The following is a 21599-nucleotide window of genomic DNA, read 5'->3' on the forward strand; positions in this document are numbered from 1 at the left end:
CGACATCAACATCGGCAACGAGTTCGAGACCTTTGTTCCGCTTGGTGCGTCCGATTACGGATGGCAGAAGACGGCCATGTTCTCGGTTCAGCTCGATGCCCGCACCGAAACCGAACTCGGCACCCTGCGCGCCTTCCTCGACGCCCGTCTGGTTCATGGCTCGCTGGTCAGCCTCGACAAGGCCTATCTGTCGCTCGGCGGCCTGACCATCGGTCGCGCTTCCACCGCTTTCGATTATGACTTCGGCGGCGAGCAGGACGTCCTGAAGATCAACGGCACGCAGAACGTTGTGCAGTACACCTTCAAGGGTGGCAACGGCTTCTCCGCCACCATCTCGCTCGACGACGATGGCGACGTGATCTCTGGCGCTGGCGCTTATGACGACGGCATCGACAACGCCATCTCCGGCGCTGATTTCATTCCGAACGTTTCGGCCAACGTCCAGTACGCCTCTGGCCCGATCGCTCTCGGCGTTTACGGCGCTTATGACAACGACACCGAAGAAGGCATCATCAAGGTTCTGGGCAGCTATGCCTTCTCCGATGCCGACAAGCTGTCGCTCGGCGGTTACTGGGCTTCGGGCGCGACTTACGTCATGAGCCGCACCGACTTCTCCGGCTACACGGGCTTCCGTAGCAGCCTTGCGCTGCAGGGCAGCTGGTCGTTGCAGGGTGAATACAAGCACACCTTCAACGAGAAGCTGGCTGCTTCGCTCGGCGTTGTCTACATCAACAACGTCGGCTTTGCTGACGACATCGTCGCTGACGCCGATTTCAACTTCTGGCGCGTTGGCACCACGATCGACTACAAGCCGGTTCCCGGCTTCCTGATCAAGACCAGCCTGAACTACAACAAGTTCACTGGTGACGATGCTGACTTCGCGGTCGGCAACGATAACTTCAACGACGGCTTCTTCAGCGGTCTCGTTCGTTTCCAGCGCGACTTCTAAGTCAAGCTGACTTCACGATCAAAAGAACCCGGCGGGCAACCGCCGGGTTTTTTGTTGGGTTCTCGGTGGATTGAGCCTGGTACGTGATGGCTCGGTTACGTCAGGACGAGACCAGGCCTCTTCCAGAGGTCAATGTACAAAATGCGGCCGTTTGGAAGCACTGTCTGCCGCCTAGCGCTGCGCTTGCGCCGAATCGAAAAATTCCGCGATTTGGCCAGGCAGGGCGCCGGTTTCGAGGAAGGGTGCGTGGCCTTGCCCTTCGACGCTCACGCTTTTCATGCCCGGATGCAGCCGTGTCATTTCCTTGACCGTCGCGATGGACAAGAGCCGGGAGTTTTCCCCGCGAATCGTCATCATCGGAATTTCCTTGAGCATTTTGAACTGCGGCCATAGCGTCGGCAGCGGCTGGGACAGATCCATGTCTTTCAGTGTCTCGGGCAATCTCGGGTCGAAATCTGGCACCAGACGTCTGTCCCGTTCCTTATATATAGCCGAAACCATCCGTTCCCAGTCGCCCATCTGCAGCGCCGGAAAGTCCTGACCATGCGCGGCGCGTTGCGCTGCCAGCGCTTCGGCGACTGTATCGACATGCGGTGACTTCTGCAGATAGTCGCGGATATGAGCCAGCCCTCCGGCTTCGATCTCCGGGCCGATATCGTTGAAGACGATCGCTTTCAGCACCGACGGCTTGGTCACGCCAAGGACATGGATGATCAGTCCGCCGCGCGATGTGCCAATAAACGCTGCCTGGTCGATGCCAAGCGCCGAAAGACCACAGAGGATGTCGTTGGCCTCGGTGCCGACATTATAATTGGCGACGTCGGGGTCGTAGGCCGATTCGCCGCGTCCCCTGTAATCGAATGCGATCACGCGCCGGCGCGTCTTTGCCTGTCCGGACAGATACAGCGCCAGTTCATGGAAATCGCGCGCGTTGCGGGTCAGGCCGGGCAAGCAGACCACGGGCCAATGGTCCGCATTCGATTCGCCGTAGACCCGTGCGTGCAGCCGCAACCCATCCGGTGCGTCGTAGAAGAAATCGGAAAAACCCTGATTGTCGGGCATGGAAGTTCTCCTGGCGGATGCCACCGTGCCTACGGACGAACGGCCAATCGGCGACTATGGGGTTGCGGGAGGACTACAGCCCGGGCTTCGGCTCCCACGCTGTGCTGCCGGCTCACTTTCGGCCATTCACCAGATCGCCTGCAATGTCGAATCTTCCCGACAGCCGCATCTTGTAGACCTCGTAGTTTTCTATCACGCGCTGCACGTAACTTCTTGTTTCCGTGTACGGAATCCGCTCGATCCAGTCGATTACGGCATCGAGATCCCTGCCGCGCGGGTCGCCATATTTTTCGACCCATTCGGAGGCGCGGCGCGGTCCGGCATTGTAGCCTGCGAATGTCAGCACGTAGGAGCCATTGAAACGGTCGAGCTGTTCGCCGAGAAAGGCGGCGCCCAGCGTGGCGTTGTAACCGGCATCGGTGGTCAGCTTCGCCTGCGAGAACGTCATCCCCGCTTTCTTCGCCAATTGTTGCGCCGTGCCGGGCATCAGCTGCAGCAAGCCGCGCGCGCCGGCTTTCGACACCGCTCCGATGTTGAACTCGCTCTCCTGCCGCGCGATGGCGTAAGCCAGCGCCTTGCCGGAGCCCGATATATCGGCGGAGGCCGGGATGACTCCGATCGGATGGGAGAGCGCGCCGACATCGATGCCGTTGGCGCTGGCGACCTTGCCAACCTTCAAAGCGAGAAAATGATTGCCCCGCTTTTCGGCCATTGCGCTAAGCAACGCCAGTTCTCCCGGGCTCGTCAGTTGACCGGCCAGATCGAGATAGAGCGCGTCGGCATAGCGATTATACCCGGCCGCTTCGAGACGCCTGATGGCGGTGACAGCTTCCCGGCCTTCGAAAGTCTTCCGGTCGGCCGCGGTTGCGTCAGGATAGACGACGTTCAGCGTCTGGCGTCCGATGCGTTCGCCGGCAAGCTGCCCGTAAAAGGTGGTCCCAAAGGCCGCGGCCTTGCCAAAATAGTCCTTGGCATTCCCCGGGCCGCCAGCTTCGGCGGCGCGGCCAAGCCAGTAATAAGCGCGTGACAGGGTAACCGGTCCCTGTCCGAGATCGGCAATGCGGCTGAAATGTTTGGCTGCGATTGCCGGGTCGTTCAGGCCGCGCAACGCATACCAGCCGGCATGGAATTCCGCGTCGGCGGCATTGGCTGTGCTTTCCGCTGCATGGGCGGAAACGATCCGGTAAGCGGATTTGACGTCGCCTTCATCGACAAGCTCGCGCGACAGAACCCGCCGTTCCACCCACCATGCATCCGGATCGACAAGCGCCGCCTTGTCGGTCGGCGCCTTGAGCACGACTGCGGCCGCTTCGGCATACTTCTTCTGCTTGCGCAGAAATTCGGCCTGGGCGAAGGCATAGCCGGCTGCCCGCTGCGTTGCCGGTACGGCGGTGAGAAGCGCTTCGGCATCCTTATTGCCGCGAATCACCGCCGCCCACGCCGTGGCAAGTTCTTTCACGTCCGTCAGCTCGGCGACCCGCAGGGCGGAGGTCACGCGATCGGCATAGAACATGCGCTCCATGCGGGCCCGCTGATCCGCAGCGGACAGGATCGCGCCAAATTCGTTGAGGATCGCGGCTTCGTCCGCCGCCTCCAGCTTTTCGGTGCGCCAGAAAGGCGAGAGGACGCTGCGGGCGGCTTTTATATTGTCCGTCGCGACATAGGCCCTGGTAAGCAGGATCACGCCTTCGGTTGTCTGCGGCTGGCTCCCGCCGAATGCCTGAAGCACGAGCTTCGGCGCCGGGTTCTCACGGTAGAGGGCGCGTTCGCTGTTCCGTCGCAGTGTCGTCATGCCGGGCCAGCCGGCCAGCGTTCTGGCCGCGGCGGCAATTTCTCCGCTAGGGACCGCATTGCCCCCGTAAAGCGCGATCGCCCAGGCCAGGACATGGCGGTCGAGCGAAGCATCGGCCAGACTGTCGCGCACCCTGCGCGCGCCGTCGATGTCACCAGAGGAAAGGGCATCGAGGCCACTCTTCAGCCTATCGACTGCGAGGGACGGTTGTACAGTTCCCATCATCGGGAGCGGAATGGTCGCGGTTGCCTGGGAATCCACACTCGCGCCAGCCGCAAGGCCGGGCAGCAGCGCCATGGCCGCCGCCACAAGCACCGTCCGATGTACTAGCCGGGCGAAAATTGTGTCGGTCATTCCTGTCTTGACGCTATCCGCTGGGGCAGGTGCTAGCAAACCTAGCGACGCCGCATGAAAGGTGCGTAAACGAAAAATTGTCGTGGTCGTTCGGATTTGCTTCCTCTGGCATCATCACTGTTCTTGTTCCGCAACGGTGTCCAGACTATGGTGCCCGGCCTCGCTCTCGGCTAGAAGCCGGGAGTAAACACCGGGAATAAACATAGGTCGGAATCTCCGGGATTCCATGGAGTTGAACAAATGCTGAGAGGATCGCTTACCGCGCTCGTAACGCCGTTCGAGCAGAGCGGGCGTTTCGACGAGAAAGCTTTCCGGGCATTTGTCGACTGGCAGATATCCGAAGGCACCACCGGACTTGTGCCTGTCGGAACCACGGGTGAATCGCCTACGCTTACGCATGATGAGCATCGTCAGGTGGTCAAGGTCTGCGTGGAGATGTCGAAGGGGCGCGTGCCGGTGGTCGCCGGCGCCGGTTCGAACAACACCGAAGAGGCGGTCGGGCTTATCCGGTATGCCGAACAGGCAGGCGCCGACGCTGCTCTCGTGGTTACGCCGTATTACAACAAGCCGACCCAGCGCGGCCTCTACGAGCATTTCGCCGCGGTGGCCAGGGCTACCAGCCTGCCGATCATCATCTACAATATACCGCCCCGCTCAGTGATCGACATGAGCCCGGAAACGATGGGCCGGCTGGCGCATGACTTCAAGAATATCGTCGGCGTCAAGGACGCCACCGGCAAGGTCGAACGCGTTTCCGAGCAGCGCGCTACGTGCGGCAAGGATTTCATCCAGCTTTCCGGCGAGGATGCCTCGGCCCTGGGTTTCAACGCCCATGGCGGTGTCGGATGCATCTCCGTGACATCCAATGTCGCGCCCAGGCTTTGCGCGGAGTTCCAGGAAGCCACATTGGCCAATGATAAGGAGCGTGCGCTGGATCTGCAGGATCGGCTGCTGCCGCTGCACAAGGCCATTTTCATCGAGCCCGGCGTTTCAGGCGCCAAATACGCCCTCTGGCGGCTGGGCAAGATTGAAAACGTCACGCGTTCGCCGCTGGTGACGGTCGAGGAGCAGACGGCGGGCAAGATCGATGCCGCCATGAAGTTCGCGGGACTGATCAACTGAAGCCGGTCCGCCCTTGCCAAGCGGGGCGGCTGTCTCCATGTGTGGGTTCCTTTGACGCGTCCGCGCTGCGCTTGCAGCGCGGCATATATTTTCCATGAACTCGATGCCATGAACCAGATCAGAAAAGCCGATCCGAACAGCAAGATCGCCGCGGAAAACCGCAGGGCGCGCTTCAACTATGAGGTGCTGGATACGCTCGAGACCGGCCTTGTCCTGTCGGGCACGGAGGTCAAGTCGCTGCGTGGCGGTCATGCCAACATCCAGGAGTCCTACGCGTCTTTCGAAGGCGGGGAGGTCTGGCTGATCAACTCCTATCTGCCCGAATATCTGCAGGCAAATAGGTTCAATCATGAGCCGCGCCGCCGCCGCAAGCTGCTCGTCTCGAAGCGGGAGATGGCCCGGCTGGCGCAGAGCGTCGAGCGCGAAGGCATGACGCTGGTGCCGTTGAAAATCTACTTCAACGACCGGGGCAGGGCGAAGCTTCTGCTCGCCGTGGCGCGTGGCAAGAAACTGCACGACAAGCGGGCGACCGAAAAGGAACGCGACTGGAACCGCGAGAAGGGACGCCTGCTGAAGAACGCGGGCTGAGTTGCCGATCGGGCGACAGCTTGAATCTATGTTTCCAGGAAATCCCGTATATCTTTGAAAACGCTAACAAACATCGCTTCGGTCAACACCCCTGTATTCGTGTTGTAGCGCGAGCAATGATAGCTGGAGAACAGGGTGGTCGGGCCGATCTCGTGCCGCCCGCCATGCTTGAAGGGGTGCGCCGCCACACGCGCGCCGAGCGCCCGAACGGTCGATTGGTGCGCGATAGAGCCGAGCGCAAGGATCGCCCTGAGGTTAGCAAACCGGGCAATGGTGGGTGTCAGAAACGTCCGGCAGGTGGCGATCTCCGGCCCGGTCGGCTTGTTTTCCGGCGGCACGCAACGCACGCCGTTGGTGATCGCAGTGCCGATCAATTCAAGGCTGTCATCCGGCCGCGCTTCGAATTGTCCTCGGGCGAACCCAAGGGCGGTAAGCGTCGAGTAGAGCAGGTTCCCGGCATAGTCCCCGGTGAAAGGTCGGCCGGTGCGGTTTGCGCCGCGCAGTCCCGGAGCCAGTCCCACAATGAGCAGGCGCACGCTGTCCTCGCCTTCGGGTGGCAGGAATGTTGGCACCGGCGCGTTGAACCAGCCGGGCTCGTTTACCCGCCACGTCTCCCGAAAGGACACAAGGCGAGGGCATAGCGGACAGTCGCGACCGGGTTCCGAGAGGATGGCCATGTCGGTCGCCGTCAGTAGTCGTCATCCTCGTCGCTGGCGGAGGCGGGTTCAGGCCGGCGGATTGGCCTTTCCGAAGGATCGCGGCCGACCTCGTTCTTCAAGGTCATGAGATCGATGAAATGGTCCGCCTGCCGGCGCAAATCATCGGAGATCATCGGCGGCTGCGACGCCATCGTCGAAACGACCGATACTTTGCGGCCGCGCCTCTGCAAGGCTTCAACCAGCGTGCGGAAGTCACCGTCGCCCGAGAAAATGACGTAGTGATCGACGGAATCGGCCAGTTCGAGGGCGTCCACCGTCAATTCAATGTCCATATTGCCCTTGATCTTGCGGCGGCCGGTCGAGTCGGTGAATTCCTTGGCCGGCTTGGTCACCACCTTGAAGCCGTTATAGTCCAGCCAGTCGATCAGCGGCCGGATCGAGGAATATTCCTGATCCTCGACCAGCGCGGTGTAATAATAGGCGCGCAGCAGATAGCCCTTTTTCTGGAAGCTGGACAGCAGCTTGCGGTAGTCGATATCGAAGCCCAAAGATCGGGATGTGGCGTAGAGATTGGCGCCGTCGATAAAAAGAGCGATCTTTTCGCGTGGATCAAACATGGACAATATCCCGTCGTGAAATAGGCAATAATCAAAAACGCAGGTCACGCTTGTTGGTTTCGGATGACCGGCAGAACTTTATGCTTATGGAGATAGCGCCGGACCCAGCGCGTGGAAAGTGGCGGGTCCCCATTGCAAGGAATTGTGATCGGGTTCGGTGCTTATGCCAGGTGGACTGGCGCCACCCCGCCACGCTTGTGTTTTTTTGTCGTTCGGGTTATGCACCGCGCCAGATTTCCGCAAATCCAGAGCACGAAAGGGGCATTGAATGGCCCGCGTAACCGTTGAAGATTGCATCGACAAGGTCGACAACCGCTTCGAGCTGGTGCTGTTGGCCGGTCACCGCGCCCGCCTCATCAGCCAGGGCGCCCAGATCACCATTCCGCGCGACAACGACAAGAACCCGGTCGTCGCCCTGCGCGAGATCGCCGACGAGACGCTTTCGCCAGGCGATCTCAAGGAGGATCTGATCCATTCGCTGCAGAAGCATGTCGAGGTAGACGAGCCTGAAGCCGATGGCGATTCTATCACCGACCAGAGCACTGCTGCCGTCGCGTCCGACGCCGACGAGCCGGAAGATAGCATCACTTTCGACCGGATGACGGAAGAGGATCTGCTGGCTGGCATCGAAGGCCTGGTGGCGCCGGAAAAAAGCGACGATTACTAAGCCTTAAAGCCTGCCGCACTTTCGTGGCGGCGTTTTCATGGTTATCTATGTCATGCGCCGGATGTAGCGTCCGGCGCATGATTTATTTCTGTCCCGCGAGAACCGGCACATGATGCGGCAGTATGAGCTTGTCGAGCGCGTCCAGCGCTACAAGCCAGACGTAAACGAGGCATTGCTCAACAAGGCCTACGTCTATGCCATGCAGAAGCACGGTCATCAGAAGCGGGCCTCCGGCGATCCCTATTTCTCGCATCCGCTCGAAGTCGCAGCCATCCTCACCGATATGCATATGGATGAGGCAACGATCGCCGTCGCACTTCTGCACGATACGATCGAGGACACGACCGCCACCCGGGCCGAAATCGATGAATTGTTCGGTCCCGAGATGGGCAAGCTCGTCGAGGGACTTACCAAGCTCAAGAAACTCGATCTCGTTTCCAAGAAGGCCGAGCAGGCGGAGAACCTGCGCAAGCTGCTGCTGGCCATTTCCGAGGATGTGCGGGTCCTGCTCGTCAAGCTTGCCGACCGGCTGCACAACATGCGCACGCTCGACCATATGCCGGAGGCCAAGCGCCTGCGCATCGCCGAGGAGACGATGGAGATCTACGCGCCGCTGGCCGGGCGCATGGGCATGCAGGGCATGCGCGAGGAGCTGGAGGAAATCGCCTTCCGGTACATCAATCCGGAAGCCTATCGCGCGGTGACGGCTAGGCTGGCGGAGATTTTCGAGCGCAACAAGGGCGTGCTGCAGGAGATCGAGAAGGCGCTGTCAGCCCTGTTCGAAAAATATCAGATCAAGGCGAGCGTGAAGAGCCGGCAGAAGAAGCCATGGTCGGTCTTCCGCAAGATGGAAACCAAGGCGCTGTCGTTCGAGCAGTTGTCGGATATTTTCGGCTTCCGCGTCGTCGTCGATACGGTCGAGGATTGTTACCGGGCGCTGGGCGCCATCCACACCAGCTGGTCGATGGTCCCCGGCCGGTTCAAGGACTACATCTCCACGCCCAAGCAGAACGACTACCGTTCCATCCACACCACCATTGTCGGCCCTTCGCGCCAGCGCGTCGAACTGCAGATACGCACGCTCGAAATGAACAAGATCGCCGAGTACGGCGTCGCCGCGCATTCGATCTACAAGGATACGGGCGGCAAGGCCAATGGCGCCGCCAACACCATCTCCAAGGATACGAACGCCTATGCCTGGCTGCGCCGCACCATCGAGCAGCTTGCCGAGGGTGACAATCCGGAGGACTTCCTCGAAAACACCAAGTTGGAACTGTTCCAGGACCAGGTCTTCTGCTTCACGCCGAAGGGCATGCTGATCGCCTTGCCGCGCGGGGCGACGCCGATCGATTTCGCTTATGCGGTTCACACCGATGTCGGCGACACCTGCGTGGGCGCCAAGGTCAATGGCCGCATCATGCCGCTGATGACGGAACTGAAGAATGGCGACGAGGTCGAGATCATCCGCTCCAAGGCGCAAATTCCGCCAGCGGCGTGGGAGTCGGTCGTCGTCACCGGCAAGGCGCGGTCGGCGATCCGCCGGGCCACCAAGAACGCCATACGCAAGCAGTATTCCGGGCTCGGTATTCGCATTCTGGAGCGCGCCTTCGAGCGCAATGGCAAGTCCTTCGCCAAGGAAAGCCTGAAGCCCGTCCTTCATCGTCTGGCCCGCAAGGACATCGAGGATGTGCTGGCGTCGGTCGGTCGGGGTGAGCTTGCCTCCTCCGACGTCCTCAAGGCGGTGTTCCCCGACTACAAGGACGAGCGGGTCACCACGCAGCAGGTCAAGCCGCGCGAGGAAGGCTGGTCGCGCATCCGCAACGCAGCCGGCATGCTGTTCAAGATGCCAGGACGCGCGGCGCGCCGGGAAAGCCAGCCGAAGGACGATGCGGTGCCGATCCGTGGCGTTCGCGGCGACCTGCCGGTGCGGTTTGCGCCCGAGGGCGCCGTGCCGGGGGACCGCATCGTCGGCATCGTCCAGCCTGGCTCCGGCATCACCATCTACCCGATCCAGTCGCCGTCCCTGACCGCCTTCGACGACCAGCCCGAACGCTGGATCGATGTGCGCTGGGACATCGACGAAAACAACAAGGAGCGGTTCCCCGCCCGCGTTTCGGTCACCGCCATTAACGCACCGGGCTCACTTGCGGAGATCACGCAGGTTGTCGCTTCGAACGACGCCAACATTCATACGCTTTCGATGGTCCGCACCGCACCCGATTTCACCGAGATGCTGCTTGATCTCGAAGTCTGGGATTTGAAGCACCTCAATCGGCTGCTGTCGCAGCTCAAGGAGAACTCCAGCGTCAGCGACGCCCGCCGCGTCAATGGCTGATTGGACTTTGTGAATGCTGTTGCTGCTTGAACCTGATTGCGCTTGAGCGCTGGCGGGTCCATATGAGGTCGGTCTTAAGGCACTGCTGATTGAAATGCTGTTCAAACGCCGGAAAACAGAAACGCTTGGTGAACGATTGCGCGTGTGGCTTTGGCCCCGCCGGTCGTTCTCGCGCTCACTGCGCTATTTCTCCAAGCGTGTGCTGAGGCTCAACGCCACGCCTCACGCGGTTGCAGCGGGCGTCGCGGCAGGCGTCTTCGCGTCATTCTTCCCGCTCGGCTTTCATTTCATCATCGCCGTCGTGGTCGCCTGGCTTTTCGCCGGCAATCTGGTCGCGGCGGCTATCGGCACGGCGCTCGGCAATCCGCTCACCTTTCCTATCCTGTGGGGCGCCTCCTATGAGACCGGCAAGCTGATCCTGCATCATCACATGCCGCCGCATGGCCCGCCCGCCGATCTCGGCGACCTGATGCACCATCTCTCCTTTGCGCAATTGTGGGGGCCGGTGCTGAAGCCGATCACCATCGGCGCTTTGCCGCTGGGTCTGGTGTTCGGCCTGCTCTTCTACGGACTCACCCGTTGGGGCATGGGCGTTTTCCGCGAACAGCGCCGCAAGCGTCTGGCCGCCAGGGCGGCACGCAACCATGCGTCCGTCCCTCCCCACGGCAGCATTGGCTCCACTGCTCGATGATCATCGGCATCGGCAGCGACCTGATCGATATCCGTCGCATCGAAAAGTCACTGGAAGCCCATGGCGAGCGCTTTATCCGGCGCATCTACACCGATATCGAACGCCAGCGTTCCGAAAGCCGCCGTGGCCGTGCGGCCTCATACGCCAAGCGCTTCGCTGCCAAGGAAGCGTGTTCCAAGGCCCTGGGTTCCGGCATCGCCTATGGGGTCTACTGGCGCGACATGGGCGTGGTCAATTTGCCGGACGGCAAACCCACCATGGAATTGACTGGCGGCGCGGCTGCGCGGCTGGCCGGTATGATCCCGCATGGCCACCGACCTGTCATCCACCTGACCATCACCGACGATTTCCCGCTCGCTCAGGCGTTCGTGATCATCGAGGCGCTGCCGGTCTCACAAGCGCCATAGTAATGGGCCTTTGCACGTCTTATTGGCGTTGCCCCCTTGGCGCTGAAACCTTATAGAACCATCGATAAACGAGGACGACATGAGCGTGGCTGACAAATCCGACAAGAAGTCCGGCGGGCTTGGCGAAACCGTCAGCGTCATCGTTCAGGCGCTGCTTCTTGCGCTGGTCATCCGCACGCTTTTCTTCCAGCCGTTCTCCATCCCGTCGGGTTCTATGCGTCCGACCCTGCTTGAGGGCGACTATTTGTTCGTCACCAAATGGGCTTATGGCTACTCGCGCTATTCGCTGCCGTTCGGCCCCAATCTATTTTCCGGCCGCATCTGGGGTTCCGATCCCAAGCGCGGCGATGTCGCGGTATTCAAGTTCCCGCCGAATCCTTCGCTGGATTACATCAAACGCGTGGTCGGACTGCCGGGCGATCATATCCAGATGAAGCAGGGCCAGCTCTTCATCAACGGCACGGGCGTGCCGCGCGAGAAGGTCGGCCAGATCGATGACCGCGACATCACCGAGGTCAACGGACCGGTCGATGTCTACAAGGAAACGCTTCCCAACGGCGTCAGCTACAACACCCTCGACCTGTCGCCGAATACCATAGGCGACGACACCAAGGAGTTCGTCGTGCCGGAAGGCCATTACTTCATGATGGGCGACAACCGCGACAACTCCAGCGACAGCCGCTTCAGCGTCGGTTATGTGCCGGCTGAGAACCTCGTCGGCCGCGCCAACATGATCTTCTTCTCCATTGGCGGCGGCTCGAGCCCGCTCGAGATATGGAACTGGCCGTCCTACATGCGCGCCTCGCGCCTGTTCCATTTCGTCAATTAAGTATGGCGACGAAGCGGCTGACAGCGGACGAGCTTGCCGAAGCGCTTCGCGAACGTACAGGTCACAGCTTTCGCGACCCGCAGCGCCTGCAGCGGGCGCTGACACACGCCAGCGCGCGCAGCGCTCATGCCGGCGTCGATTACGAGCGTTTCGAGTTCCTCGGCGACCGGGTGCTCGGCCTCGTCGTCGCCGATATGCTGCTGGCGGCATTTCCTGAGGCGCTGGAAGGCGAGCTGTCGCTGCGCCTCAACGCATTGGTCAACGCCGAGACACTGTCGCGCATCGCCGAGGAGATCGGCTTGCCGGAATTGGTTCGCGCCGGCAGCGACGTGCGCAATCTGGCCGAACGCAAGCGGACCAACCTGCGCGCCGATGCGCTGGAATCGCTGATCGCGGTGCTTTATCTCGACGGCGGGCTGGAAGCGGCCCAATCCTTCATCCACCGTTACTGGCAGCCGCGTTCGCAGGCCATGGGCGTGGCGCGGCGCGACCCCAAGACCGAGTTGCAGGAATGGGCGCATCAGGCAGCCGGCGCTGTTCCCGACTACCTGGTCGAGGCGAGGGAGGGACCGGATCACGATCCCCTGTTCACCGTCCGCGTGGAGGTCGGTGCGTTTGAGCCTGCGGTTGGCAGCGGCCGTTCGAAGCGCGAGGCCGAGCAGGCCGCGGCGGCAGCCTTGCTGGTGCGCGAAGGCATATGGACCAGCGAAGGAGCCACCCCATGACCATGGCCGAGACGCCCGCGACACATTCGGGCTTCGTCGCCCTGATCGGCGCTCCAAACGCCGGCAAATCGACATTGGTGAACCGGCTTGTCGGCTCCAAGGTTTCGATCGTCACTCACAAGGTGCAGACGACGCGTGCGCTGGTGCGCGGTATCGCAACGCATGAGAATGCCCAGATCGTCTTTGTCGACACACCCGGTATCTTCAAGCCGAAGCGTCGGCTCGACACCGCCATGGTCACCACCGCCTGGGGCGGGGCGAAGGATGCCGACATCGTGCTGGTGCTGATCGACGCCGAGCGTGGCATCAAGGGTGACGCGGATGCCATCCTGGAGCGTTTGAAGGATGTCCGCCAGCCGATGGTGCTGATCCTCAACAAGGTCGACAGGGTCAAGCCCGAGGCGCTCCTGGCGCTGACGGCGACGGCCAACGAGCGTGTGCCATTCAAACGCACCTTCATGGTCTCCGCGCTGACCGGTTCCGGCTGCAAGGATTTGCTTGATTATCTGGCAGAAAGCCTGCCGGCAGGGCCCTGGTATTATCCAGAGGACCAGATTTCCGATCTGCCGATGCGCCAACTCGCAGCCGAGATCACACGCGAAAAGCTCTATCTCAGGCTGCATCAGGAACTGCCATATTCCTCCCATGTCGAAACAGAAAAGTGGGAGGAGAAGAAGGACGGTTCGGTCCGCATCGAACAGGTCATCTATGTCGAGCGCGACAGCCAGAAGAAAATCGTGCTTGGCCACAAGGGCGAGACCATTCGCGCCATCGGCGAGTCGTCGCGCAAGGAGATCGGCGCCATTCTCGAACAGAAGGTGCATCTCTTCCTGTTCGTGAAGGTGCGCGAGAACTGGGGCGACGATCCCGAGCGCTATCGCGAGATGGGGCTGGAATTTCCTCACTGACGCTCCTGCTGGAGAGGCACCATGGTTTCCATGACGGTCGAGCTTCGAAACCTTGAAGGAACCGAGGCTGCCGTCGGCTGGGCTGGCGCCCACACGGTCGTCATTGATCGGCCCGTAGGGAAGGCCGGCGGCAAAGGCTTGGGCTTCAACGGCGGCCAGATGCTGGCGCTGGCGATCGGCGGCTGCTTCTGCAACGATCTGCGTTACGTCGCACACGGTATGGGTGTAGCGCTCGGCCGCATTGCCGTCAGCGTCACGCTGGAACTCGACGGCGAGCCGCTGCTGGCGACATCAGCGACAATGACGGTCTCGTGCGAAACGCTGGACGGCTCTGATCCGCAAATGCTGATCGAAAGAGCCAAAGCCGACAGTACGGTGTCCAATTCACTGGCCAGAGGCTTTCCGGTGACTGTCGCGACGGCTGCAAACCGCCCGTAGGTGGATTGGGCCCTGGCTGGAGCGCTGTTAGCGGCTCACAGTTTCTGCCCCGGGTCCGCCTGCATGAAGCGGCGAGCCAGCCCAGCCCCGGCGCCTCGAACCACCAGTAGAACCGGCCCGTGGTCAGGAGGACCGCCAGCCTGCCGAAGCCGATGGCGAGAAAGATGAACCGACGGCGTCCATCGCGCCGAGCACCGTGACCCGCCGGTTTCAAGTCCGTTTGTACGGTCCGGCAAATCGTGGCGGGAGCGTTTGCGAACTCCTTGATTTCGCCACTGAACCCGTCAAAGCTTTCACGCATGGAATGGCGTGACGAGGGAATCATCCTGGGCACCCGAAAGCATGGCGAGACGAGCGCCATTCTGGAGGTGATGACGCGTGCCCACGGCCGCCATCTCGGCCTTGTGCGCGGCGGCCGGTCGCGCAAATTGCAGCCCGTGCTTCAGCCCGGAAACCGCGTCGATCTTCTGTGGCGCGCGCGGCTCGATGAGCACCTTGGCGTGTTCCAGGCTGAGGCGCTGGAGATGAATGCCGCGCGTTTGATGGACAGCGCCGTCGCGGTCTACGGCCTGCAGGTGCTGGCAGCGCATCTGCGCCTGCTGCCGGAGCGCGATTCCCACGCGGCGCTCTACGAAACGCTGACGATCATGATGCCGCATCTCGATGACGGCGATGCCGCGGGCGAACTCGTGGCCCGTTTCGAACTGCTCATTCTGGACGAACTGGGGTTCGGGCTCGATCTTTCCCACTGCGCCGCGACTGGCGCTCGCACTGATCTTGCCTATGTCTCGCCGAAGTCGGGCAGGGCGGTATCGCGCGCGGCAGGCCAGCCCTGGCATGACAAGATGTTGGTCTTGCCGGCATTTTTACAGCGGGGTTCGGGCTTGCGCGCCGACGTGGTGGGGATAGACGACGCGTTCAGGCTGACTGGTTTTTTCTTCGCTCGCCATGTCTACGAGCCGCGCGGTATCAATGAACCGGATGCGCGGAACGGCTTTCTTGCCGCGTTGCGCAAGCACCATGCCGCCCAGCGGTTGCTGGCCGGGGACACTGCCGCATGAGCGGAAGAACAGTCCAATGAAGACTGGTCTGGTTTGAGGGAGCCGCCATGTTTGAAAGTCTGATCGGCCTGGCCGTCATCGTCGCGCTGCTTTTCATGGCGGTACGCCAGCAGAAGCGGCTCAATCTGGTCGAGCGAGAACTCGGCGCGCTCCGCAACATGGTGCTTGCGGGCGTCGCGCTGCCAAAAGCCATGGCGGCTGAGAACCAGATGACGCGGCAAGCGGAGACACCTTCGCCGGAGGCCGAAGTACCAGATGCGGAGGTATCGCAGCCTGCCGCGACCTCCGCGGACGAGGAAACGGTATCCGGACCCTGGGCGGTGGCTGCCGGATCCCATAAGACAGAGCCGGATGAAACGCCGCCCGCCCAGCCCGCTCGCCCCACGGGCCGGCCTGACATCGAGACCGCGCTCGGCACCCGCTGGGCGGTCTGGGTTGGCGGCATCGCGCTGGCCCTCGGCGGCCTGTTCCTCGTCAAATACACCATCGAGGCCGGCATTTTCGGCCCGGGCGTCCGGCTCACGCTGGCGGGCCTGTTCGGCCTGCTGCTCGCCGGGGTCGGCGAGTTCATCCGCCGCACCGGCTTCAAGGTTCCGGTTCAGGGCGTTGCTGGCGCGTACATTCCCGCGATCCTGACCGCCGCCGGCGCGTTTACCCTGTTCGGGGCGGTCTATGCCGCGCATGGCGTCTACGGTTTTGTAGGCCCGACGGCGGCCTTTGCGCTGCTGGGCCTGATCGGCATCGCAACGCTGGCCGCGGCGCTTGTGCATGGACAGGCGCTCGCCGGGATAGGTCTGTTGGGTTCGCTGGCGACGCCTATGCTGGTTTCGTCGCAATCGCCCAATGCATGGGCGCTGTTCGGCTACATCGCCATCGTCCTCGCGGCGACGGGAGCAGTCGCGCGCATCCGGTCCTGGAATTTCCTGATGGCGGCGGCATTCGTCGGCAGCGGTCTGTGGATGCTTGCTTACCTGATGCAGGCGCCGCTTCCGGACTTCACGGTGATCGTGTTCATCGCCGCCGTGACGTTGGTGGTGCTGGCGTTCGTCTGGCTCGGACGGCATGATTTTGGCTCGCAGCCGGTCGGCGCCTTCGATGTCCCTTCCGTGGCGGTCGCGGTCTTCATTGCTCTGTCGGCGTTGGCGCTTTTCATCTACCCGCCTTTCGCCGCTACCGGTGGCGTTCTATCGGGCGTTGTTCTGATCGTGGCGATGCTTGCCGTGGCGTTCTACCGTCCGATGGCGATGCCACTCCTCTATGGCGCCGGTATTGCTGCGACGCTGGCGTTCCTGCACATTCTTCCAGTCGTTTCGGTGTCGCTGGGACTCTCCGGCGGATATCTTGAAATGGGCGGCGTGGCGACCGTCGGTTCCGACCCGGCGATGAAGTATGCAGGCTTGGTTCTCGGCCTGGTCTTTGTCGCCGCCGGCTTCTGGACGGCTCGCCGCGACATAGCCCGGCCTCTCGCTTCCGTCTCCTGGACCGGCTGGGGCGTGGCGGTTCCACTGGTCATCCTGACAACGCTCTGGATCGCGTTCGGCAATATCGACCGGGATTTCTTCTATGCCGCCATCGCCTTGCTGCTGACGGCGGTCTTTGTGGCGGGAGCCGAATGGATCGCCCGTGCCGAACAGCCGCCGCTCTCGGGCGGCCTTGCGGTTTCCGCTGCGTTGGCGGGAGCGGGACTGACCAGTCTCCTGTTCATCCACATGGCATTCGGTTCCGGACTGACGACTGTCTTTGCCGGGTTGCTTGCCGTCGTTCCTGCGCTCGCGACGCGCTGGCGCTCCTATCCGGTGCTTGGATGGCTGTCGGTCGGCTCCCTCATCGCGACGATCTGCCGTGTCGCGTTCGATCCGACCATCGTCGGCGCGGCATTCCTGTCGACGACGCCGGTGTTCAACTGGCTGCTCGCCGGCTACGGCATTCCCGCGCTGGCCTTCGGTTTCTCGGCCTGGCAGCTTGCCCGGACGACCGGCGGCCGGCCCCGCCTGGCCATGGAAGCGGGCGCTGCGCTGTTTGCGTTGCTCATCGTGGCCATGCTGGTGCGCCATGCCATGCATGGCGGCGTCATCGACGATGGCGCGCTGACGCTGGCCGAACAGGCAATCTATACGCTGATTGCTCTGGGTGCGGGCGGCATCCTCATCGCCATCGACATGCGGTCGCCGAGTTCCGTGATGCGCTACGGTTCATTGGTAGTAGGCGTGATGTCCGTTGCCAGCATCGTGATCCAGCATTTTTTCTGGCTCAACCCGCTGTTCACAGATGAAGCGACGGGCAGCATCCCGGCGTTCAATCTCCTGTTCCTGGCCTATCTGCTGCCGGCGGTCGCTGCGGGCGGATTGGCGTTCTATGCGCGCGGCAAGCGCCCCAAATGGTACTCGGCCATGCTGGCGCTGGTCGCGTCGCTGCTGGCCTTTGCCTACGCGACACTGTCCGTGCGCCGTGTCTTCAAAGGCGAGTTCATCGGCCTGTGGAGCGGCATGGAACCGCTGGAAACCTATTCTTATTCGGCGTTGTGGCTGGTGCTCGGCGTCGCGCTGCTGACGCTTGGCGTGTGGCTGGGTTCGCAGGTGCTGCGCATCGCTTCCGCGGCGCTGATTTCGATCGCGGTGCTGAAGGTCTTCCTTTTCGACATGTCGGAGCTGGAAGGTGTTCTGCGCGCGCTGTCCTTCATCGGCCTCGGCGTCGTGCTGATCGGCATCGGCCTGTTCTACCAGCGGCTGCTGACCCGCAGTGCAAGGGAACGCCCGCAGCCCGGATAATGTGAGCTGGCGGGAATAAAAGCGTCGCGCACATCGTTGTCTTTTCGGCTGGGTCGATTCCGCGATCTGCTTGCGCAGGCGGGGCGGGCCGGGTTCAATCGACATTCGGCCAGGCACGGCATCGAACCGGCGGGCAATGGAAGCGAAGAAGGCAGCGATCCTCAACGAAATACCGCGTTTGCGCCGCTACGCACGCTCGCTGCTGCGCGATCGCGACGCGGCCGACGACCTCGTGCAGGACTGTCTCGAGCGCGCGCTGCTGCGCCTGGACAATTGGCAGACGGGCGAAACGCCAAGGAAATGGCTGTTTACGATCATGCATCATCTGTTCATCGACGGGCTACGCAGGACGAGCCGGCGCGGCGAGGCCGCGATGCTGCCGCTCGACGCCGGCGAAGTGTCATCTGTGCCCGCCGAGCAGGCGGAGAACATGGCTTCGCGCGAGATCATCGATGCATTGCAGGCGATCGGACCAGATCGCCGCGCGGCGCTGGTGATGGTCGCCATCGAAGGGTTTTCCTATGCCGAGGCGGCGACAATTCTTGGCGTCCCGGCCGGCACGCTGATGTCGCGCATCGCCCGGGGCCGTGAGGATTTGCGTGCGCTTCTGGAGGGTAGCGCGCGCCGCAGGGCGATAAGGATCGTCGAGAAATGACCGGACGCGATTTTTCCGAACACGATATCCACATGGCCCTCGATGGCGAATTGCCGGCCGAGGAACGCGCCGCCTATGAGGCATGGCTGGAACTCAATCCGGAGATGAAGGCGCGCAGCCAGCGCTACGCCGCCGACCGCGACGCGCTCCGCCAAGCCGTCGCGCATGTTGCGGATGAGCCGGTGCCGGCGCGCCTGACAAGGATGGTACTCGGCGAAATGCCGAAGCGGCAGGCAGGTTTGCGCTCGCGCTGGTGGTTGGCAGCCGCGGCGGCGGTGCTGTTCATGGTTGGCGGTGCCGGCGGCTATCTGGCTGGTGCGCGCGGCACCGGCCTCGAAGCTCCGGAGGATCAACTGGCGGAGGAAGCCATCGCCGCGCATGTCATCTATGCTGCCGAGCAGCGTCATGCGGTCGAGGTGCCGGCCAGCGACAAGGATCACATGCAGAGCTGGCTGTCGAAGCGGGTCGGCATCAAGCTGGTGGCGCCAGACCTTGCAACCGATGGCTTCGAACTCGTCGGTGGCCGCCTCCTTCCGGCAGGCGCCAACAGCGCCGCCATGCTTCTTTATGAGGATCAGAAGGGCAATCGCATCTCCGTTTTCGTCACGGCCGAGGCTGTCAAGAAAAGCAGGGGCAGCTATGCGCAATCCGATGACGGGCCGCGCGCGGTTTACTGGCTGGATGAGGGCTATGGCTGCGCCATCGTCGGCTCGCTGCCGCGCGAGCGCCTGAACGAGGTGGCAAAAAGCGCCTACAGGCAGTTGCTGGCCGGCATGACGACCTGAGAAATCACCCAATCGACACGGCTCGTGCGCTCCGCCGATTGGGCTTTCGATACAGCTGATGCCTCCTGCGGCGAGGCTTTGCGCCAGTCATGGAATCCGTCACAATTCAGCCTAAATCGAAGCGCGATAGCGCTATTTGTGCGCCGTCGATCCGGCTGGTTGTGCGAGACATCCGGACCGTTATTCCCCGTCCCTCGACCGAGGTTTTTCAGCCTGCATGCCTGCTGAAATCCGCATGGCCCGCGCGTCTGATGTCGATGACCTCGCCGCCATCGAGGCCTCTGCTTTTCAGGCCGATCGCATTTCCCGCCGCTCGTTCCGCCGGCTTGTCGGCAAAGACACCGCCGCCATTCTGGTCTCGTTGCAAGACCGGATGCTGGCCGGCTACTGCGCCGTTCTTTTCCGGGCTGACAGCCCTCGCGCTCGCCTCTATTCAATTGCGGCGGCACCCGGAGTCAGTGGCGTCGGCCGGCTGCTGCTCGAGGCCGCCGAGGAAACGGCTGCCGGACGGGGATGCAAATACCTTCGGCTGGAAGTGCGGCAGGACAATGCACGCGCCATCGCGCTCTATGAAGCCGCCGGCTACCGCCGCACCGGCCGGGTCGAAGGCTACTACGCTGACGGCATGACGGCGCTGCGTTTCGAGAAGCTCTTATCTGGCGGAAAAGTCCCGTCCGGTGCGGCCCCCACTCATCCCGACCAGCCAAAGGTGCGTGAAGCATGACCTGGGTGATTTTGACGGGAAGGCAGAACGATATCGATCCGGTGGCGACGCCGCACAAGATCATCACCAGCCGCGACTATCTCGCCCATCCTGCGCTGTTCCGTGGCCAGCGGCCCAAGGTTATCAACCTGTCGAACAATTATGCCTACCAGAGCCGGGGTTACTATGCCTCGCTTCTCGCCTCGTCGCGGGGCCACAAGGTGATCCCGACGGTGGAGACGATGATCGACCTGTCGGAGCGCAAGCTCTACGAGAATTCACTGCCGGAGCTCGAGCTGGCGCTCAACAAGTGCCGCAAGGATCTCGGCGGCTCATATCCGGCAAAGGTACACATCTTCTTCGGCATAGGCCCGTCGAAGGCATGGGATCGCTTCGCCCGGCTTCTTTTCGACTGGTTTCGCGCCCCGGCTCTCGAAGTCACCATCAAGGACGCTACCGAATGGGCTTCGATCCGCAAGATCGGCTTTCATCCGCTGGCGCGCATGGACGACGACGAGGAAGAGCGCTTCCTGACCTGCATGGACACCTATACGGGCCGCGAATGGCGCGACACCAAGGCGCGGACCCCGGCGCGCTATACATTCGCCACGCTGATCGATCCGCAGGAGGAATTGCCGCCTTCGGAAATCTCCTCGCTGCGTCATTGGGCGCGGATCGCCGAAAAGATGGGCGTTGAAGTGGAGCCGATCACCAGGCGCGACCTGGCCAAGCTGGCCAACTACGACGCCCTGTTCATCCGCGAGACGACGTCGATCTCCAACCATACCTATCGCTTTGCCCGCCGGGCCCAGCAGGAAGGCATGCCGGTGATCGACGATCCTCTGTCGATGATCCGGTGCACCAACAAGGTCTATCTCAACGAGCTGATGACCTACAACAAGGTGCCGGTGCCGCCGACGGTTATGATCGCCGGGCTGTCGGATCTTGAAACGGCGGCCCAGACGCTCGGCTTCCCGCTTGTGCTCAAGATCCCGGACAGCGCCTTTTCACGCGGCGTCAAGAAGGCGTCGAACTTTGCCGAGCTGAAGGCGCTGGCGACCGAATGGCTGGAGGATTCAGATCTTCTGATCGCACAGAAATTCATCCCGACCGAATATGACTGGCGCGTCGGCGTACTCGGCGGTCAACCGCTTTTCGCCGTCCACTATCTGATGGCCAAGAAGCACTGGCAGATCGTCAACCACAAGGCCAACGGCAAGCCGGATCAGGGCGGCATCAGGACCTTCACGCTGAAACAGGCGCCGGCGCATGTCGTCGAGACGGCGGTCAAGGCTGCCCGCTGCATCGGCGACGGGCTCTACGGCGTCGATCTGAAGGAAACCAAGGACGGGATTTTCGTCATCGAGGTGAACGACAACCCCAACCTGGACCATGGTTGCGAGGATACGGGCGAGAAGGACGAAGTGTGGACCCGGCTCACCCAGTGGTTTCTCGACCGGCTGGAACGGCAGGGCCGGTAGCCG

21 protein-coding genes are annotated in these 21599 nt (G+C 62.2%); 17 read left to right on the forward strand and 4 right to left on the reverse strand.

The genetic code is table 11. The features are described 5' to 3' along the window. Positions 1-949, forward strand: a 949-nt coding sequence (locus ASD44_RS02145; protein WP_056206702.1) for a porin, incomplete at its 5' end; no start/stop codon positions are given. A 171-nt stretch (positions 950-1120) separates the two neighbouring features. Here the strand turns inward: ASD44_RS02145 and ASD44_RS02150 are convergent. Together ASD44_RS02150 and ASD44_RS02155 are read right to left on the reverse strand one after the other, a co-directional pair. Then, a complete protein-coding gene (locus ASD44_RS02150; RefSeq protein ID WP_056108182.1) occupies positions 1121-2011 on the reverse strand; it encodes an alpha/beta hydrolase in 891 nt (296 codons plus the stop codon). Positions 2012-2123: 112 nt separating this feature from the next. Then, positions 2124-4157, reverse strand: coding sequence for a lytic transglycosylase domain-containing protein (locus tag ASD44_RS02155; RefSeq protein ID WP_056108184.1), 2034 nt, complete (start codon positions 4155-4157; stop codon positions 2124-2126). 240 nt (positions 4158-4397) lie between these two features. On the opposite strand from ASD44_RS02155, the gene dapA reads away from it, so the two are divergent. Beyond that, complete coding sequence (gene dapA, locus ASD44_RS02160) at positions 4398-5279, forward strand: 4-hydroxy-tetrahydrodipicolinate synthase (protein ID WP_056108187.1); 882 nt, start codon at positions 4398-4400, stop codon at positions 5277-5279. Between the two features lie 108 nt (positions 5280-5387). Continuing rightward, positions 5388-5867 carry an SsrA-binding protein SmpB gene (gene smpB / locus ASD44_RS02165; RefSeq protein ID WP_056108190.1) on the forward strand — a complete coding sequence of 160 codons (480 nt, stop codon included), beginning with the start codon at positions 5388-5390 and terminating at the stop codon, positions 5865-5867. A gap of 26 nt (positions 5868-5893) precedes the next feature. Here the strand turns inward: smpB and ASD44_RS02170 are convergent, their stop codons facing one another. Next, positions 5894-6544 (reverse strand): uracil-DNA glycosylase, encoded by a 651-nt coding sequence (locus ASD44_RS02170; RefSeq protein WP_056108193.1) that lies wholly within the window; start codon positions 6542-6544, stop codon positions 5894-5896. A gap of 11 nt (positions 6545-6555) precedes the next feature. Next, complete coding sequence (locus ASD44_RS02175) at positions 6556-7143, reverse strand: NYN domain-containing protein (protein ID WP_056108196.1); 588 nt, start codon at positions 7141-7143, stop codon at positions 6556-6558. Positions 7144-7411: 268 nt separating this feature from the next. Between ASD44_RS02175 and rpoZ the strand changes: the two genes are divergently transcribed. The 14 genes from rpoZ (at position 7412) to ASD44_RS02245 (ending at position 21596) form a co-directional block, all read left to right on the forward strand. After that, positions 7412-7810 carry a DNA-directed RNA polymerase subunit omega gene (rpoZ, locus tag ASD44_RS02180; protein ID WP_056108199.1) on the forward strand — a complete coding sequence of 133 codons (399 nt, stop codon included), beginning with the start codon at positions 7412-7414 and terminating at the stop codon, positions 7808-7810. Between the two features lie 109 nt (positions 7811-7919). Continuing rightward, a complete protein-coding gene (locus ASD44_RS02185; protein WP_056108201.1) occupies positions 7920-10145 on the forward strand; it encodes a bifunctional (p)ppGpp synthetase/guanosine-3',5'-bis(diphosphate) 3'-pyrophosphohydrolase in 2226 nt (741 codons plus the stop codon). Positions 10146-10239: 94 nt separating this feature from the next. Then, positions 10240-10836, forward strand: coding sequence for a DUF2062 domain-containing protein (locus ASD44_RS02190; RefSeq protein ID WP_056108204.1), 597 nt, complete (start codon positions 10240-10242; stop codon positions 10834-10836). Further along, on the forward strand, positions 10833-11243 hold the full coding sequence (gene acpS, locus ASD44_RS02195) for a holo-ACP synthase (protein WP_056108207.1): 411 nt from the start codon (positions 10833-10835) through the stop codon (positions 11241-11243). Before ASD44_RS02190 ends, acpS begins: the two co-directional genes overlap by 4 nt. A 79-nt stretch (positions 11244-11322) precedes the next feature. Next, positions 11323-12072 (forward strand): signal peptidase I, encoded by a 750-nt coding sequence (lepB, locus tag ASD44_RS02200; RefSeq protein WP_056108210.1) that lies wholly within the window; start codon positions 11323-11325, stop codon positions 12070-12072. A 2-nt stretch (positions 12073-12074) separates the two neighbouring features. Continuing rightward, positions 12075-12797, forward strand: a complete 723-nt coding sequence (gene rnc, locus ASD44_RS02205) for a ribonuclease III (protein WP_056108214.1) — start codon at positions 12075-12077, stop codon at positions 12795-12797. Beyond that, a complete protein-coding gene (era, locus tag ASD44_RS02210; RefSeq protein ID WP_056108216.1) occupies positions 12794-13705 on the forward strand; it encodes a GTPase Era in 912 nt (303 codons plus the stop codon). The genes rnc and era overlap by 4 nt, the downstream gene beginning before the upstream one ends. A 21-nt stretch (positions 13706-13726) precedes the next feature. Continuing rightward, positions 13727-14143, forward strand: coding sequence for an OsmC family protein (locus ASD44_RS02215; protein ID WP_056108219.1), 417 nt, complete (start codon positions 13727-13729; stop codon positions 14141-14143). A 299-nt stretch (positions 14144-14442) separates the two neighbouring features. Next, positions 14443-15204: a DNA repair protein RecO gene (gene recO, locus ASD44_RS02220; protein WP_056108222.1), complete on the forward strand. Its 762-nt coding sequence runs from the start codon at positions 14443-14445 to the stop codon at positions 15202-15204. A 47-nt stretch (positions 15205-15251) separates the two neighbouring features. Further along, a complete protein-coding gene (locus ASD44_RS02225; protein WP_056108224.1) occupies positions 15252-17972 on the forward strand; it encodes a DUF2339 domain-containing protein in 2721 nt (906 codons plus the stop codon). A gap of 136 nt (positions 17973-18108) precedes the next feature. After that, on the forward strand, positions 18109-18627 hold the full coding sequence (locus ASD44_RS02230; RefSeq protein ID WP_056108227.1) for a sigma-70 family RNA polymerase sigma factor: 519 nt from the start codon (positions 18109-18111) through the stop codon (positions 18625-18627). Further along, complete coding sequence (locus ASD44_RS02235) at positions 18624-19412, forward strand: anti-sigma factor (RefSeq protein ID WP_056108230.1); 789 nt, start codon at positions 18624-18626, stop codon at positions 19410-19412. The genes ASD44_RS02230 and ASD44_RS02235 overlap by 4 nt, the downstream gene beginning before the upstream one ends. Before the next feature lie 235 nt (positions 19413-19647). Then, positions 19648-20136 carry a GNAT family N-acetyltransferase gene (locus ASD44_RS02240; RefSeq protein ID WP_244478710.1) on the forward strand — a complete coding sequence of 163 codons (489 nt, stop codon included), beginning with the start codon at positions 19648-19650 and terminating at the stop codon, positions 20134-20136. Continuing rightward, positions 20133-21596, forward strand: coding sequence for a RimK family protein (locus tag ASD44_RS02245; RefSeq protein ID WP_056108235.1), 1464 nt, complete (start codon positions 20133-20135; stop codon positions 21594-21596). The genes ASD44_RS02240 and ASD44_RS02245 overlap by 4 nt, the downstream gene beginning before the upstream one ends. Positions 21597-21599 lie beyond the last annotated feature (3 nt).

It is taken from the genome of Mesorhizobium sp. Root554 (genome assembly GCF_001427025.1).
Classification (GTDB): domain Bacteria; phylum Pseudomonadota; class Alphaproteobacteria; order Rhizobiales; family Rhizobiaceae; genus Mesorhizobium.